15 protein-coding genes are annotated in these 14763 nt (G+C 73.0%); 11 read left to right on the top strand and 4 right to left on the bottom strand.

Translation table 11 applies throughout. The features are described 5' to 3' along the window. Positions 1-72: 72 nt before the first annotated feature. Genes AB0J67_RS10685 through ccsB form a run of 7 tightly spaced genes read left to right on the top strand, consistent with a single transcriptional unit; the run spans position 73 to position 7215 of the window. Complete coding sequence (locus AB0J67_RS10685) at positions 73-1269, top strand: FAD-binding oxidoreductase (protein ID WP_363479335.1); 1197 nt, start codon at positions 73-75, stop codon at positions 1267-1269. 13 nt (positions 1270-1282) lie between these two features. Beyond that, positions 1283-2614, top strand: coding sequence for a glutamate-1-semialdehyde 2,1-aminomutase (gene hemL, locus AB0J67_RS10680; RefSeq protein ID WP_363479425.1), 1332 nt, complete (start codon positions 1283-1285; stop codon positions 2612-2614). A 16-nt stretch (positions 2615-2630) separates the two neighbouring features. After that, the gene (locus tag AB0J67_RS10675) at positions 2631-3260 is read left to right on the top strand and encodes a histidine phosphatase family protein (protein ID WP_363479332.1); all 630 of its coding nucleotides are present in this window, start codon (positions 2631-2633) and stop codon (positions 3258-3260) included. Positions 3261-3286: 26 nt separating this feature from the next. Beyond that, a complete protein-coding gene (locus AB0J67_RS10670; RefSeq protein ID WP_363479422.1) occupies positions 3287-3841 on the top strand; it encodes a TlpA disulfide reductase family protein in 555 nt (184 codons plus the stop codon). Between the two features lie 31 nt (positions 3842-3872). Continuing rightward, positions 3873-4652, top strand: a complete 780-nt coding sequence (locus AB0J67_RS10665) for a cytochrome c biogenesis CcdA family protein (protein WP_363479329.1) — start codon at positions 3873-3875, stop codon at positions 4650-4652. Beyond that, the gene (locus AB0J67_RS10660) at positions 4649-6145 is read left to right on the top strand and encodes a cytochrome c biogenesis protein ResB (RefSeq protein WP_363479326.1); all 1497 of its coding nucleotides are present in this window, start codon (positions 4649-4651) and stop codon (positions 6143-6145) included. The genes AB0J67_RS10665 and AB0J67_RS10660 overlap by 4 nt, the downstream gene beginning before the upstream one ends. Then, positions 6145-7215, top strand: coding sequence for a c-type cytochrome biogenesis protein CcsB (gene ccsB, locus AB0J67_RS10655; protein WP_363479323.1), 1071 nt, complete (start codon positions 6145-6147; stop codon positions 7213-7215). The genes AB0J67_RS10660 and ccsB overlap by 1 nt, the downstream gene beginning before the upstream one ends. A 278-nt stretch (positions 7216-7493) precedes the next feature. Here the strand turns inward: ccsB and AB0J67_RS10650 are convergent, their stop codons facing one another. Next, entirely contained in the window at positions 7494-8321 is an 828-nt protein-coding gene (locus AB0J67_RS10650) for a hypothetical protein (RefSeq protein WP_363479320.1), read from the bottom strand. A 102-nt stretch (positions 8322-8423) separates the two neighbouring features. Between AB0J67_RS10650 and AB0J67_RS10645 the strand changes: the two genes are divergently transcribed. Next, on the top strand, positions 8424-9917 hold the full coding sequence (locus AB0J67_RS10645; protein WP_363479317.1) for a menaquinone biosynthesis decarboxylase: 1494 nt from the start codon (positions 8424-8426) through the stop codon (positions 9915-9917). A gap of 53 nt (positions 9918-9970) precedes the next feature. Further along, the gene (gene mqnP, locus AB0J67_RS10640) at positions 9971-10843 is read left to right on the top strand and encodes a menaquinone biosynthesis prenyltransferase MqnP (RefSeq protein WP_363479419.1); all 873 of its coding nucleotides are present in this window, start codon (positions 9971-9973) and stop codon (positions 10841-10843) included. A 104-nt stretch (positions 10844-10947) separates the two neighbouring features. Here the strand turns inward: mqnP and AB0J67_RS10635 are convergent, their stop codons facing one another. Next, positions 10948-11589 carry a UbiX family flavin prenyltransferase gene (locus AB0J67_RS10635; RefSeq protein ID WP_363479314.1) on the bottom strand — a complete coding sequence of 214 codons (642 nt, stop codon included), beginning with the start codon at positions 11587-11589 and terminating at the stop codon, positions 10948-10950. A 58-nt stretch (positions 11590-11647) separates the two neighbouring features. On the opposite strand from AB0J67_RS10635, the gene AB0J67_RS10630 reads away from it, so the two are divergent. Beyond that, positions 11648-12103: an SRPBCC family protein gene (locus AB0J67_RS10630; protein WP_363479311.1), complete on the top strand. Its 456-nt coding sequence runs from the start codon at positions 11648-11650 to the stop codon at positions 12101-12103. Positions 12104-12259: 156 nt separating this feature from the next. Here AB0J67_RS10630 and AB0J67_RS10625 read toward each other — a convergent pair whose 3' ends face one another. Together AB0J67_RS10625 and AB0J67_RS10620 are read right to left on the bottom strand one after the other, a co-directional pair. Beyond that, complete coding sequence (locus AB0J67_RS10625) at positions 12260-13582, bottom strand: hypothetical protein (RefSeq protein ID WP_363479308.1); 1323 nt, start codon at positions 13580-13582, stop codon at positions 12260-12262. A 203-nt stretch (positions 13583-13785) separates the two neighbouring features. Then, positions 13786-14061: a BldC family transcriptional regulator gene (locus tag AB0J67_RS10620; RefSeq protein ID WP_363479305.1), complete on the bottom strand. Its 276-nt coding sequence runs from the start codon at positions 14059-14061 to the stop codon at positions 13786-13788. Between the two features lie 224 nt (positions 14062-14285). On the opposite strand from AB0J67_RS10620, the gene AB0J67_RS10615 reads away from it, so the two are divergent. Further along, on the top strand, positions 14286-14735 hold the full coding sequence (locus AB0J67_RS10615) for an Lrp/AsnC family transcriptional regulator (protein WP_363479302.1): 450 nt from the start codon (positions 14286-14288) through the stop codon (positions 14733-14735). Positions 14736-14763: the final 28 nt, after the last annotated feature.

Raw genomic sequence — 14763 nt, 5'->3', positions numbered from 1 at the left:
GGTCGCCAGCCCGCCTGCGCGCGGGGTGAACTGTTGTCAGGAGTGGCACCTCCTTTCGGGTAGGAGCAGGGGATGACGGCACCGGTGCGCGAGGAATCCGAGCTGGACGAGCTGCGGCTCGGCTGTCCCGTCCGTCCCGCCGGGGCGCGGGACCGGGTCGACGGGGCGCGGGTGCGCTGGGTCGCCCTCCCGCGCGACCTCGGCGAGGCCACCACCCTGATGGCACGGGCACACGAGCTCGGGCTCACCGTGCTGCCGCGGGGTAGCGGCTCCAAGATCACATGGCTCGACCCGCCCGCCGTGATCGACCTGCTCGTCGACCTCGCCGACCTCGCCTCCATCCGCTACGACGACGGCACCGAGCTGGTCACCGTCGGTGCGGGCGCCGGGATCGGCGTGGCGCAGGACGTGCTGGCCCGCTCGGGCCGCCGCCTCGCGCTGGACCCGCCGTCGCCCCGCGCCACCTTCGGCGGGGTGCTCGCCGCGGCCGAGTTCGGGCCGCTGACGCACCTCTACGGCCCGCCCGCGGTCCAGGTCGTGGACGCGACCGTGGTGCTGCCCGACGGCACCGTGACCACCGTGGCCGACCGGGCCAAGCTGCTCGGCTCGGGCATCTACGACCTGCGCTGGACCCACCCCGGCGCGCCGCACCAGGCCAGCCTGGTGGTCGAGGCGACCCTGCGGACGTATCCGCAGCCGCCCGCCGCGGCCTGGGTGGTCTGCCCGGTGCTGCAGCCGCTGCAGGTCGCGACGCTGCGCGACGACGTGCTCTCGGCGAACCTGGCGCCCGCCGCGATCGAGCTGGACATGCCCGGCGTCCGCCGCACCCCCCAGGCCGGCGGCCGCCGTGACGCGACCGGGGTGATGGCCGTGCTGCTGGAGGGCTCGGCGATCAGCCTCGCCGACCGGGCGCGACTGCTGGTGCACCGGCTGGGCGGCCACGCCTACCTGACCACGCAGGCCCCGGCCTGGTGGGGGCGCTACCCGTTCCGCCCCGACGAGGTGGCGGTCCGGCTCTACGCGCCCTCCGGCGACCTGCACTCGGTCTGCTACGCCCTGGTCGACGCGGTCGGCTCCCCCGTCCCGGTGCGCGGCAGCATCGGCGTCGGGCAGGCCTGGGCCGCGGTCCCCGCCGACCTGCCCGCGGGCCGGCTGGTCGCGGTGCTGGAGACGTTGCGGGAGGTGCTGCTGGCACGCAGCGGCTCCGCTGTGGTGCAGGCCGCCCCGCCGCACCTGCGTGAGCTGCTCGCGCCATACCGCGTGCCATAATTCCTAGGCTGTGATCGAGACTGATGAGCCGGCCGAGCGCCCCGCGCAGTACCCGGCAGACGCACCCGCTTCCCAGGCCCTCTTCGACCGGGCGGCGGCCATCGTCCCCGGCGGCGTGAACTCGCCCGTGCGGGCGTTCCGCGCTGTCGGCGGCACGCCGCGCTTCATGGTCCGCGGCGAGGGCCCCTGGCTCTTCGACGCCGACGGCCGCCGCTACGTGGACCTCGTCTGCTCGTGGGGCCCGCTGCTGCTCGGCCACGCCCACCCCGAGGTCGTCGCCGCCATCCAGGACGCCGCCACCCGGGGCACCAGCTTCGGCACGCCCACGCCGGGCGAGGTCGAGCTGGCCGAGGAGCTGGTCGCGCGCACCGCCGCCGAGCAGATCCGGCTGGTCAACTCGGGCACCGAGGCGACCATGTCCGCGATCCGGCTGGCCCGGGGATACACCGGCCGCTCGAAGATCATCAAGTTCGCGGGCTGCTACCACGGGCACGTGGACGCGCTGCTGGCCGCGGCGGGCTCCGGCGTGGCCACCCTGGCGCTGCCCGACTCGCCCGGCGTGACCGGCGCGGGCGCCTCCGAGACCATCGTGCTGCCGTACAACGACCTGGCCGCGGTGGAGCAGGCGTTCGCGGCGCACGGCGCCGACATCGCCGCGATCATCACCGAGGCGGCCGCCGGCAACATGGGCGTGGTCGCGCCGCGGCCCGGCTTCAACGCGGGCCTGGCCGAGCTGGCCCACCGGCACGGCGCGCTGCTCATCATGGACGAGGTGATGACCGGGTTCCGGGTGTCGCGCAGCGGCTGGCAGGGGCTGGAGCCGGTCGACGCCGACCTGTGGACCTTCGGCAAGGTCATGGGCGGCGGCCTGCCCGCCGCCGCGTTCGGCGGGCGCGCCGACGTGATGTCCCGGCTGGCCCCGGCGGGCCCGGTCTACCAGGCGGGCACCCTGTCCGGTAACCCGCTGGCCTGCGCCGCGGGCCTGGCCACCCTGCGGCTGGCCGACGACACCGTCTACGCCAGGCTCGACGCCACCGCCGCCACCATCGGCGGGCTGGCCGCCAAGGCGCTCGCCGAGGTGGGCGTGCCGCACCGGCTGGCCACCGCGGGCAGCATGTTCTCGATCTTCTTCACCGACGCCGAGGTGCACGACTACGACAGCGCCCGGCGGCAGAACGCCGCCGGCTTCAAGGCGTTCTTCCACAGCATGCTGGCCCAGGGTGTGTACCTGCCGCCCAGCGCGTTCGAGTCGTGGTTCGTCTCCGCGGCCATCGGCGACGAGGCCCTGGAGCACATCGCGGCCGCCCTTCCGGCCGCGGCCCGCGCGGCGGCCCGAGAGTCATGAGAGCGGCACGGTAGCCATGAGAACGGTCGTCCACCTGCTCCGGCACGGTGAGGTGCACAACCCGGAGAAGGTGCTCTACGGGCGGCTGCCCGGATACCAGCTCAGCGGGCTGGGCCAGCAGATGGCGAAGGCGGTCGCCACGGCGCTGGCCGAGCGGGACATCACCTACCTGGTGTCCAGCCCGCTGGAACGGGCCCAGCAGACCGCCCTGCCCATCGCCGAGCAGCTCGGCGTGCCCGTCGCGCTCGACGCCAACCTGATCGAGAGCGGGAACTACTTCGAGGGCATGCGGGTCACCGCGGGCGACAACGCGCTGCGTGATCCTCGCCACTGGTGGGTGCTGCGCAACCCGCTCAAGCCCAGCTGGGGCGAGCCGTACCGGATGGTCGCCGCGCGCATGATCCTCGCCCTGAACGCCGCCCGCGAGCACGCGCGGGGCCATGAGGCGGTGGCGGTCTCGCACCAGCTTCCGATCTGGACGCTGCGCTGCACGCTGGAGGGCAGGCGGCTGTGGCACGACCCGCGCCGCCGCCAGTGCGGGCTGGCCAGCCTGACCTCGTTCGTCTTCGAGGACGATCAGTTGGCGCAGATCACATACTCCGAGCCGGCAGCCCACCTGGGACCCGGGACCGGGCTCGGGGCATGATGGGGCGCGTGACATCGCGCCCCCGCATCCACGCCCGCCGCACCGTGCTGGCGCTCGCCGTGGCCGGGCTGGCCGGCACCGCGCTGGCCGCATGCGGCACCGACGAGAAGCCGCCCGCCGTCGGCGACGTGCTGCGCTTCCCGCCGACCGAGCGCCGGGCGGCCCCCGCGGTCACCGGCGAGCTGCTCGACGGCGGCTCGTACGACATGGCCGCCAAGCGCGGCAGCGTGGTCGTCGTGAACTTCTGGGCGAGCTGGTGCGCGCCCTGCCGGCTGGAGGCCGCCGACCTGGAGCAGGTCGCCAAGGACACGGCCGGCAGCGGAGTCGCCTTCCTCGGCATCAACAACCGCGACGACCGGGACAAGGCCAAGGCGTTCGTGGCCGCCCGCAACTCGTACCCCAGCATCTTCGACCCGGGCGGCCGGCTGGCGCTGCGCTTCACCGACATGCCCCCGGTGTCCACCCCCGCCACGCTGATCATCGACCGGCAGGGCCGGGTCGCCGCCGTGGTGCGCAAGGCGACCAACGCCGCCGAGCTCGGCCCGATCGTGCGGGAGATCGCCGCGGAGCAGGCCGGCTGATGGGCGCGTATCCGAACAGCGGGGCCCGCTGATGGGCGAGGACTTCGCCGCGGTGGTGCTCGGCGGGCCGCTGGTGCTGGCCGTGGCCGTCGCCGCGCTCGCCGGGCTGGCCAGCTTCCTGTCGCCGTGCGTGCTGCCACTGGTGCCCGGTTACCTGTCGTACGTGACCGGCCTGGTCGGGGCCGACCTCGACGCCACCCTCGGCGACGACCGCACCGGCCTGGGCCGGGCGCGCCGCGGCCGGGTGCTGGCCGGGGTGCTGCTGTTCATCGCCGGGTTCGCGGCGGTCTTCCTGACCACGACCATCCTCGTGGCGCAGGTCGGCCGGCTGCTGCTCACCCACGAGCGGGCGCTGCAGGTCGGTGTCGGGGCGCTCATCGTGCTGTTCGGCCTCGCCTTCCTCGGCCTGGTCCCCGGCCTGGACGGCGAGCGCCGCATCCGGAAGCTGCCGCAGGCGGGGCTGTGGGGGGCGCCCGTCTTCGGCGCGGTGTTCGCGCTGAGCTGGGTGCCGTGCCTGTCGCCGACGCTGGGCGCGGTCGGCTCGCTCGCCCTCATGTACGGCGACACCGGCCGCGCGGTGGTGCTCGGCCTGGCCTACTGCCTCGGCATCGGGCTGCCGTTCATCGCGCTGGGCCTGGGCATGCGCAAGCTGAGCGGGGTGGTCGGGTTCATCCGGCGCAACTCGCGCTGGGTCACCCGCGTCGGCGGCGTGCTGCTCATCGTGGTCGGCCTGGCGCTGATCACCGGTGCGTGGAGCGACTTCCTGATCTGGCTGCGGGTCAACTTCCCCGCCGGGGAGATCTCGATATGAGCCAGCGGATCGTCGCGGCCGGATGGGCCGCGGCGCGCAACGGGTGGCGGCAGCTCACCAGCATGCGCACCGCCCTGGTGCTGCTGTTCCTGCTGGCCGTGGCCGCGATCCCGGGCTCGATCCTGCCGCAGCGCTCGGTCAAGGTCGAGGACGTGCAGCGGTACTACGCCGCCAACCCCGACCTCGCGCCGGTGGTGGACCGGCTGTGGGGCTTCGACGTGTACGCCTCGCCCTGGTTCGCCGCGATCTACCTGCTGCTGTTCACCTCGCTGATCGGCTGCGTCACGCCGCGCCTGCGCGACCACGTGCGGGCCATGCGCACCCCGCCGCCGGACGCGCCGAAGAACCTGTCCCGGCTGTCGCAGCACGCGGAGCTGACCGGCACGGTGGACGCGGCCGCGGCGCAGGCGGCGCTGCGCGGCTGGCGCACCGTACGCCGTGAGCAGGCCGACGGCACGGTCACCCTGGCCGCCGAGAAGGGCTACCTGAAGGAGGTCGGCAACCTGCTGTTCCACAGCTCGCTGCTGATCATCCTGATCGGCGTCGGGCTCGGCTCGCAGTGGGGCTGGCACGCCGGGCGGCTCATCGTCGCCGGGCCGGAGCAGGTCTTCTGCAACACCGTGCAGCAGTACGACGACTTCGGCCTCGGCCCGCGCATCGACGCGAGCGACCTGCCCGGCTTCTGCCTGGAGCTGACCGACTTCCGCGCGGAGTACCACGACGACGGCATGCCGATCTCGTTCGCGGCCGACGTCGCGGTGACCGACGCCGAGCACGGCGACCTGGGCCGGCACACGTTCGCGGTGAACCACCCGCTGCGCCTGGACGGCGCCAACGTCTACCTGCTCGGGCACGGGTACGCCCCGGTCCTGCGGTACACCGACGCCACCGGCGTCACGCAGGAGGCCGTGGTCCCGTTCCCGTTCACCGACCCGACGCTGAGCAGCTCGGGCGTGGCCGCGTTCCCGGACGCCAACGGCAGCGACAAGACCCGGCAGATGGCGTTCGAGGGCCTCTACCTGCCGACGGCGAACCAGGCCCCGTACATCCGCTCCGAGCACCCGCAGGAGCGCAACCCGGCCCTGATGCTCACCGCGTACCGCGGCGACCTCGGGCTGGACGCGGGCATCCCCAGCTCGGTGTACGAGCTCGACCAGCGGCAGGTCGAGGCGGGCCGGCTCAAGCGCTACGGCGAGGCCAAGCTGCTGCGGGTCGGCGAGACCTGGACCCTGGAGGACGGCAGCCGCCTGCAGTTCCTCGGCACCCGGCAGTGGATCACGGTGTCCATCCGGCACGACCCCGGCGAGCCGATCGTGCTGACCGGCGCCGTGCTGCTGCTGGCCGGCCTGCCCCTGTCGCTGTACGGCCGCCGCCGCCGGGTCTGGCTGCGGCTGCGCCCCGACGGCACCGCCGAGGCGGGCGGCCTGCCGCGCACCGAGTACCCCGGCTTCGAAGACGAGTTCCGTTCCCTGGTCGAAAGGTGGCAACGGTAGTGGCAGCGCTCTCCGACAACCTCATGGTCTGCACGGTGCTGGTGTACCTGGTCGCGATGCTGCTGCACGCCGCCGAGTACGCCTTCGGCGACCGCGGCCGCATCGGCTCCGCCGCGTCGGCCCCCGCCCCCGCTCCAGAGCGGGAGAAGGAGCTGGTCGGCGCGGGCGGCCCCGCGATCGCGAAGGCGTCGCACGGCGGCTACGCGGCCTCGGCCGTCGCGGGCGCGGCCACCGGATCCGACGGCCCGGCGGGCGACGGCCCGGCGGGCGGCGATGCGCCCGGCGACGGGTCCGCGCCGCGCGCGGGCGGATCGTGGGCGGCCCGGCTCGGGTTCCTCGCGGTCGTCACGACCATCATCGGCGCGGCCGCGCACGCGGGCAGCGTGGTGACCCGCGGGCTCGCCGCCGAGCGGCTCCCGTTCGGCAACATGTACGAGTTCGTCATGGCGATCACGCTGCTGGGCGTGCTGGTGTGGCTGGGCACGCTGCTCTTCCAGCGCCAGGTGCGCCACCTCGGGCTGTTCGTGATGCTGTTCGAGGTGCTGCTGGTCGGGGTCGCCGGGATGATCCTCCACACGCCCGTCGGGCCGCTGGTGCCGGCGCTGGACTCGTACTGGTTCGCCATCCACATCGGCGCGGTGGCCACCTCGTCCAGCCTCTTCATGATCGGCGGCGCCGCCTCGATCATGTACCTGGTGCGCTCCGGCTACGACCGCGGCAAGCGTGGTTTCCTCCACGCGTACGGCGGCCGCCTGGCCAACGCGGAGACGGTCGAGCGGCTCAGCTTCCGGCTGCACGCGTTCGCGTTCCCGATCTGGACCTTCGGCGTCACCGCCGGCGCCATCTGGGCCGAGGTCGCCTGGGGCCGCTACTGGGGCTGGGACCCCAAGGAGGTCTGGGCGTTCATCTCCTGGGTCGTCTACGCCGGCTACCTGCACGCCCGCGCGACCCCGAGCATCAAGCGCTCCACCGCGGCCTGGATCGCCGTCATCGGCTTCCTGACTATGCTGATGAACCTGTTCGGCGTCAACATCTTCTTCACCGGCCTCCACTCATACGGCGGCGTCTGACCGTTTGGAAAGGAAGGGCACCTTCTTAACGCTATGCGTTGTAGAAGGTGCCCTTCTTAACGCTCCGCAGCGGGCGCTCCGGGTCCGGACCTCGGCGGCGTCGCTGAAGATCGCTGTTTTGTGTGGGAAAGTGCGGTCAGGCCCTACTTTTGGACACGGAACAGCGATCTTGCCCCCGATGCGGCGCAGGCCACCCGTCCCGAGGCCCTGGCGCGCCAGCGCAGGGGTTAAGAAGGTGCCCTTCCTCTACGCATAGCGTTAAGAAGGTGCCCTTCCTTTCAGCAGGTCCAGGTGGTCCAGGTGGTGTAGGGGTGCTGCCAGGTGAGGCAGTAGGTGGCGAAGGCGGCGCCGGGGTCGGTGGGGACGTCGGCGTCCCAGGGGCGCAGCGGGGCGTCGGGGGCCGGTTTGAGCGCGACCTCGTCGACGGTGAGCGGCGGGATGGCGAGGGTGCCGGGGCGGTCGGGGTCGGCGTGGACCTCGACGTACTGCTCGATCTGGGCGTGGCCGGTCAGCGGCAGCGGGCGGCTGGTCAGCAGGTGCCAGGCGTCGCCCCACCACAGCCACGCCTGCCAGGTCGGGCTGTCCCCGCTCGACTCGGTCTGCAGGTGCAGCCAGAGCCGGTCGCCGGGAGCCACCCGGTACTGGTCGTAGAAGGCCCACGCCCGGGTCGCCGTGTCATAGGTGTAGACGCGCTGGCGAGCGGTGCCCGACCAGCCGGTCTCGGTCCAGCCGACCTCCAGCCAGGCGGTGTCCGCGCCGGTGCCGGCCTTGGCCATGAAACGCGCCGCGACGAAGTCGTACGTGCCGGGCCGCACCGCCACGTCGCCGACCTCGATCCGCCCGAGCACCCCGGACCAGCGTCCGCGGGTGGTGGCGCCCAGGTGGTGGTATCCGGGCGCGGGCACCGCCTGCGCGACGGGCTGCACCACGGTGGCGTGCGAGCGGCAGGCGCCGGGCGCGTGCAGGCTGGGCGGGCCGGTGGGCGCGGTGGTGGAGGCGGGACGGTCGGCGGGGCAGGCGGGCATCGTGTCCGCGTGGGCCGGGGCGCAGCCCGCGACGAGCACGAGCGCCGCGACCGCCGCGAGGCGGACGAGACGGGGGTTCACATCCCGGTCAACCGGCCGGGCCCGGCGGCGGTGACGATGTCGTACGCCGCAGGGCGAAGCCCCTCCCCGGCGGGGTGACGGCACGGATGCGAGGATGCCTGCATGGCGGCACCGCGTTTCCCGTTCGACGACCTGCAGGGCTTCCTCGGCGCGCTGGAGCGGGCCGGGGAGTTGCACCGGGTCAAGGTCCCCGTCGATCCCACGCTGGAGATCAGCGAGATCGTCACCCGTACGGTGCGGGCCAAGGGCCCGGCCCTGCTGTTCGAGCGGCCCACCCGCGGCATGATGCCGCTCGCGATCAACATCTTCGGCAGCGACCGCCGCATGGCGATGGCGCTGGGCGTGGACGACTTCGACGAGATCGGCGCCCGCATCGGCGAGCTGGCCAAGCCGGAGCTGCCGCAGGGCTTCAGCGGGATGATGGACGGCCTGGGCAAGATCATGCAGCTCAAGTCGCTCCCGCCGAAGCGGGTCAAGAGCGCGCCCTGCCAGGAGGTCGTGCTCAAGGGCCCGGAGGTCGACCTGAACATGCTGCCGGGCCTGCAGATGTGGCCGGGGGACGGCGGGATCTACCACAACTACGGGTTGACCCATACCAAGCACCCGGAAACCGGTAAGCGCAACCTGGGCCTCTACCGGCTGCAGCAGCACTCGCACAACACCATCGGCATGCACTGGCAGATCCACAAGGACTCGACCGCGCACCACGCGGTGGCCGAGCGCCGCGGCGAGCGGCTGCCGGTCGCGGTCGCCTTCGGCGCCGACCCGGTGGTGTCGTACTCGGCGAGCGCGCCGCTGCCCGGTGACATCGACGAGTATCTGTTCGCTGGGTTCCTGCGCGGCGAGCGGGTGGAGCTGGTCGACTGCCTGACCGTGCCGCTGCAGGTGCCCGCGAACGCCAACGTGATCCTGGAGGGCTGGGTCGAGCCGGGCGAGCGCCTGCCCGAGGGCCCGTTCGGCGACCACACCGGCTTCTACACGCCGGTCGAGCCGTTCCCGGTGATGCACGTCGAGGCCATCACGATGCGCCGCGACCCGATCTACCACTCGATCATCACGAGCAAGCCGCCGCAGGAGGACGGGCCGATCGGCCGCGCCACCGAGCGCATCTTCCTGCCGCTCATCAAGATCCTGGTGCCGGACATCGTGGACTACCACATGCCCGAGGCGGGCGTCTTCCACAACTGCCTGGTCGTCGCGATCAACAAGCGGTACCCGAAGCACGCGCAGAAGGTGATGAGCGCCGTCTGGGGCGCGCACCTGCTCAGCCTCACCAAGCTGATCGTGGTCGTGGACGACGACTGCGACCCGCGCGACCTGCAGGAGGTCGCGTTCCGCGCGTTCGGCAACGTCGACTACGCGCACGACCTGGTGCTCACCCAGGGCCCGGTGGACCACCTGGACCACGCGTCCTACCAGCAGTTCTGGGGCGGCAAGGCCGGTGTCGACGCCACCCGCAAGCTGCCCACCGAGGGCTACACCCGCGGCTGGCCGGAGGAGATGACGATGTCCCCCGAGGTCGTCGCGAAGGTCGACAAGCGGTGGAAGGAGTACGGGTTCCCCGAGACCCCGAAGCGCGGCAGGTGGGGCAAGTGAGCGCCGCCTCGTCGCAGGACTCGCTCGGCGTCACCGCCGCAGGTGCGCCCGCGCTGAAGGAGCCGGGCCCGGTCCGCAGGTTCCTGAAGCTGGTCGCGATCGAGCACTCGGTGTTCGCGCTGCCGTTCGCGTACCTGTCCGCGCTGGTGGCGATGGACCGCACGCTCGGCCGGGTGGACTGGCTCATCCTGCTGCTGATCACGATCGCCATGGTCGGGGCGCGCACGTTCGCCATGGCCGCGAACCGGATCATCGACCGGCACATCGACGCGCGTAACCCGCGCACCGCCCAGCGGGAGCTGGTCACCGGTGCGGTGAGCGTCCGCACCGCCTGGCTCGGCGCGGCCGTGGCGCTGGTGGTGTTCATGGGCGCCGCGCTGGCGCTCAACCCACTGTGCGCGCTGCTCGCCCCGCTCGCGGTGGTGCCGCTGGTGCTGTACCCGTACGGCAAGCGCTTCACCGACTGGCCGCACGCGATCCTCGCGCTGGCGCAGGCGGTCGGCCCGATCGGGGCCTGGCTCGCGGTCACCGGCACCTTCGCCGGTTCGGGCCCGGCCTGGCTGCTGGGCCTGGCGGTCGGGCTGTGGATCGGCGGCTTCGACCTGATCTACGCCTGCCAGGACGCCGAGGTCGACCGGCAGATCGGCGTCCGCAGCGTGCCCGCCCGGTACGGCGTGCCCGCCGCGCTGCTGATCTCGACGCTGACGCACGTGGTGACGTTCGCGCTGTTCGTGTGGTTCGGGGTGTGGGTCGGGCTGGGCTGGCCGTGGTGGATCGGCCTGGCGCTGACCGCGGGCGCGTTCGCGTACCAGCACGTCATCGTGACCCCGACCGACCTGTCCAAGGTCAACCGTGCCTTCTTCACCGCCAACGGGTTCGTGGGCATCGCCCTGTTCGTGTTCGCGGTGGTCGCGCTCCTGGTCTGACACCGGCCGCGCGTGGCGGGTGGCGCGGTGAAGATCGCGGTCTTCGGTCAGAAGGTGCAGTCAGACTCCACCTTCTGACCCGAAACAGCGATCACGCCAGCGGGTCAGCGGGTGCCGAGGTGTCCGGTCCAGCGGGTGAGCAGGGTGTGCTCGACGTGTACGGCGTCGAGGACCTTGCCGGCGACGAAGTCGACGAGCTGCTGCGCGGTGGCGCCCGCGCCCGAGCCGTAGAAGCCGGGACTGGCGGGCAGCACCACCGCGCCGGAGTCGATCAGCTCGACCAGGTGCAGCAGGTGGCTGCGGGTCACCGGGGTCTCCCGCGGCACGATGACCACCGGCCGCCGCTCCTTGAGGTTCACCTCGGCGGCGCGCTGCAGCAGGTCCTTGGACAGCCCCAGCGCGATGCCCGCGCAGGCGGCCGTCGAGGCCGGCACGACGATCATGCCCTGGGCCCGGTACGAGCCGCTGCTCGGTCCCGCCGCGAGGTCGCCCGCGGGCCAGTAGCGCAGGTCGGCGCCGTCGAGCGGGACGCCCAGCCAGGTCGCCAGGTCCTCGCGCCAGTGCGCGTCGCGGAACGTGTGCCCGGTCTCGTCGAGGATGGTCAGCCGCGCGGCCCGGGAGACCACGAGGTCCACGGCCTCGCCCGCCTCGCACAGCGCCCGCAGCACCGCGGCGGCGTACGGGGTGCCGGACGCGCCCGACACCCCCAGGATCCAGGGGAGACGCGAGGAACCGGCGGCGGGCACAGAACAGAGCGTAGCCGGATCGTTGACCGGCGGCCGCCGGCCTGCCTAGCCTCAGCTCGTGCCGAGACAGCCGTTCACCGTCACCGTGGAGGTCGCGGTGAACCGTCCCGTGGCGCAGGTGTTCGCGTTCGTCTCCGACCTGCGGCACGACCCGCAGTGGTGGGCGGGGGTGCGCTCGGCCGAGCGGCTGCGCGGCGACGGCGGCGTGGGCACGCTGTACGAGCTGGACACCTCGCTGCTCGGGGTGCGCGACCGGATCCACCTGGAGGTGGTGGCCCAGCAGCCGCCGCTGCACCAGACGGTGGTGGTCCGGCGCGGGCGGCTGCCGTACACCGCGCGCTACGAGTGGGCCGAGCTGGCGCCGGGGCGCACCCGGTTCCGGCTGGTCGCCGAGGTGGTGGCGGCGCGCCCGTGGTCCTGGTTCGGCCCGCTGTTCAGCCCGCTGCTGTCGGCGGTGGCCCGCCGCCACTTCCGCCGCCTGCCCGCCGCCGTCGAAGCGGCCACCACGGGCTGATCACCGTCGCAGCGGCCACCACGGGCTGATCGCCGCCGTAGCAGCGGCTGACGGCTTATCGCCGCTTGACAGCGGCCCACGGCTTATCGCCGCCGAAGCCGCTGGTGGCGGTGCCGGCCGTGCGGCTTTCGCGAGCCGGCGCCGGCGGCCGTGCGGTCAGACGGCGTACTCGCCGAGCGGGTCGGTGTGGGCGTGGGAGTACATGCGTTCGTGGAACCGGACGAAGCGCTCGATGACCGCGCCGGTCCGGCGGTCCTTGAGGCGGGCGTCGAGCGCCGCCAGGCCGGCCGCGAGCCGGGCGCTGTGCAGCGCGTACAGGCCGGAGTAGTAGGCGAGGCTGTCGGCGAGCGCGGCCAGCGCGCTCGTCGCGTCGGGGGCGCGCCGGGCGTGCCAGAGGGCGACGTTGGCCTCGTCGTTGAGGATGTCCTTCTGCAGGCGGTTGAAGGTGGCGTCGGGGTCGTCCTCGGTCGCCAGCAGCGCGATCGCGTCCTCGGTGCGCTCCAGGCCGCCGCGCACGCAGGCGAGCGCGATCCGGTTGAGCAGCGCGCCCTGCTGGACCGGCGGCATGCGCAGCAGCCGGGTGCCGATGTCGTTCTGCAGCCGCACCAGCAGCGCGGCGTCGGCGAGCACGTCGCTGAGGGTGCCGTCGGCGAGCACGCCGCGGTGCGCGGGCACCGGGGCGAGCACGTCGTTCAGCACGCAGGCGAGGTAGCCCAGGGTGGGCACGACCAGGATCGTCTGCCCGCCGAGCGTGGCCAGCTCCAGCCGGGACAGGTGCTCGGCACGCAGGGTGCGCTCCACCGCGGCGTACCGGTCGGCGAGGCCCTGGCGCACCAGCGATCCGGTGGGCAGGCCGTCGACCGCCTCGACCAGGTCGCGGCAGCTCTCCACATTGGCGACGAGCGCGGCCCACAGCCCGTACTCGACGTCGAGCAGCAGCGGGGCGGCCCCGCCGACGTGCCGGGTGTACTCCTCGGCCATGGTGGCGAGCTTGCCGCCGACGAGGCTCTGCTCGAACCGCGAGGCGTGCCGGGCGGCCTCCCGGGCGGGCCCGGACAGCAGCAGCACCGCGGGCGTACGCCGGCCGGGCACCAGCGCCTGGAGCATGGCCCGGTTGAGCGCCCCGATGAGGTCGCGTCGCCGCTGCCGGGCGGGATCGAGGTCGGGCATGCCGAGCCCGATGCCGAGATCGTCGGAGACGACCTCGAAGACCTGGTAGGCGTTCATGTATCCGGCGTAGCGCAGCATCTCGGGCCAGTCGTGCTCATCCACCAGCCCGCTGAGCAGCCGCGTGTTCATGGTGACGAGCTGGATGACGCCGGTGCTCTGCAGGTACTCGTGGCGGCGGGGGTTCTCCGAGGAGTAGGCCCACGCGGTGAAGTCGCGGTAGGGGCCGGCGGGCATGTGCCGCGTGATGGTCTCGGTCAGCGCCGAGCACGTCGCGTCCAGCAACTGGGCGGCGCGCCGGTTGGTTGCCATGCGGGCGACTCGTTCCTCCGGTCCGGCACGGGCCACGCGGGTCGGTGGCCCGTGGGGTGGAACCCGGCGTGTCCGCCCGGCCGTTGCGGGCGAGGGGACGTGCCGCGTTCCGAAGGCGCCGGGTCAGCGCCGGTGATGAGGGTACGACCTCTGCGGCCGCCGTGTCGTACCGCTCATCGGACGTCCTGGTAGGACGATCGTGCTCAGTATCCTCCCGGTCGGCTGCCGGCCGCCCGCGGCGCGGCGGTCGGGCCCGGCTGGGCCGCGGTGCCGGGACCGCCTGGCGGGTTCTCCTCGTCGAACTCGCCCTCACCCTCCAGCAGCGCGCGCACCTCCGACTCGCGGAACCGGCGGTGACCGCCGGGCGTGCGGATGCTGCCGATGCGACCGGCCGCTGCCCACCTGGTCACCGTCTTGGGGTCGACCCGGAACAGCGCGGCCACCTCGCCAGGTGTCAACAGGCGATCTCCTGTGTCCACGCCCACCTCCTTGCGTCGACGGAGTCGGTTGGGACGCACCCGGTTGCCGCCTCCGCTGGGACGTACGCCCAATTAGAGCACCTACATGAACAGATGTCCCTAAAATGGTCGTATGCACCTTTTGGGGGGTTCGCGGCTGTACGTCGCGAACCTCATTCGTATATTGCCCGAAGATGCGCCCCTCCGTGCCCACTCTGGAAGAAACTGCCTCTAAGGTGCTCTGTGTGGACGCCATCGACCGCAACCTGCTTGACCTGCTACGCAACAACGCCCGCCTCTCGTACGCGGAGCTGGCGCGCCAGGTCGGCCTCTCCGCGCCGGCGGTGCACGACCGCGTCGGCAAGCTGGAGGCGTCGGGCGTCATCCGCGGCTACCACGCCGACGTCGAGCCCAGCTCCATCGATCTCGGCGTCACCGCGCTCATCGGCATCGTGGCCGATCCCGCGGTCGACATGGAGGACGTCTCCGCGGCCCTGACCGGGTGCGAGGAGATCGAGTCCTGCTACTTCATGGCCGGCGAGGAGTCATACCTGATCAAGGCGCGGGTGGGCAACATCGCCGAGCTGGAGCAGCTCATCGTGCGGCTGTCGCGCACCCGCGGGGTGGCCCGCACCCGCACCGCCATCGCGCTGTCCACCACGTTCGAGGGCCGCCCGAGGCCGCTGCTGAGCTGAGGCCCGCTCACGAAGTGCTACGGTCCGG

Source organism: Catellatospora sp. NPDC049609 (assembly GCF_040675365.1).
GTDB lineage: Bacteria > Actinomycetota > Actinomycetes > Mycobacteriales > Micromonosporaceae > Catellatospora.
The sequence above is the reverse complement of the archived record's forward strand: the minus strand, read 5'-3'. Positions and strand labels throughout refer to the sequence as shown.

Coding starts and splice junctions, on each gene's coding strand:
- AB0J67_RS10645 (WP_363479317.1), top strand. CDS start 8,424: ATGGCGGCACCGCGTTTCCCGTTCGACGACCTGCAGGGCTTCCTCGGC.
- AB0J67_RS10685 (WP_363479335.1), top strand. CDS start 73: ATGACGGCACCGGTGCGCGAGGAATCCGAGCTGGACGAGCTGCGGCTC.
- AB0J67_RS10625 (WP_363479308.1), bottom strand. CDS start 13,582: ATGGCAACCAACCGGCGCGCCGCCCAGTTGCTGGACGCGACGTGCTCG.
- AB0J67_RS10660 (WP_363479326.1), top strand. CDS start 4,649: ATGAGCCAGCGGATCGTCGCGGCCGGATGGGCCGCGGCGCGCAACGGG.
- AB0J67_RS10665 (WP_363479329.1), top strand. CDS start 3,873: ATGGGCGAGGACTTCGCCGCGGTGGTGCTCGGCGGGCCGCTGGTGCTG.
- AB0J67_RS10675 (WP_363479332.1), top strand. CDS start 2,631: ATGAGAACGGTCGTCCACCTGCTCCGGCACGGTGAGGTGCACAACCCG.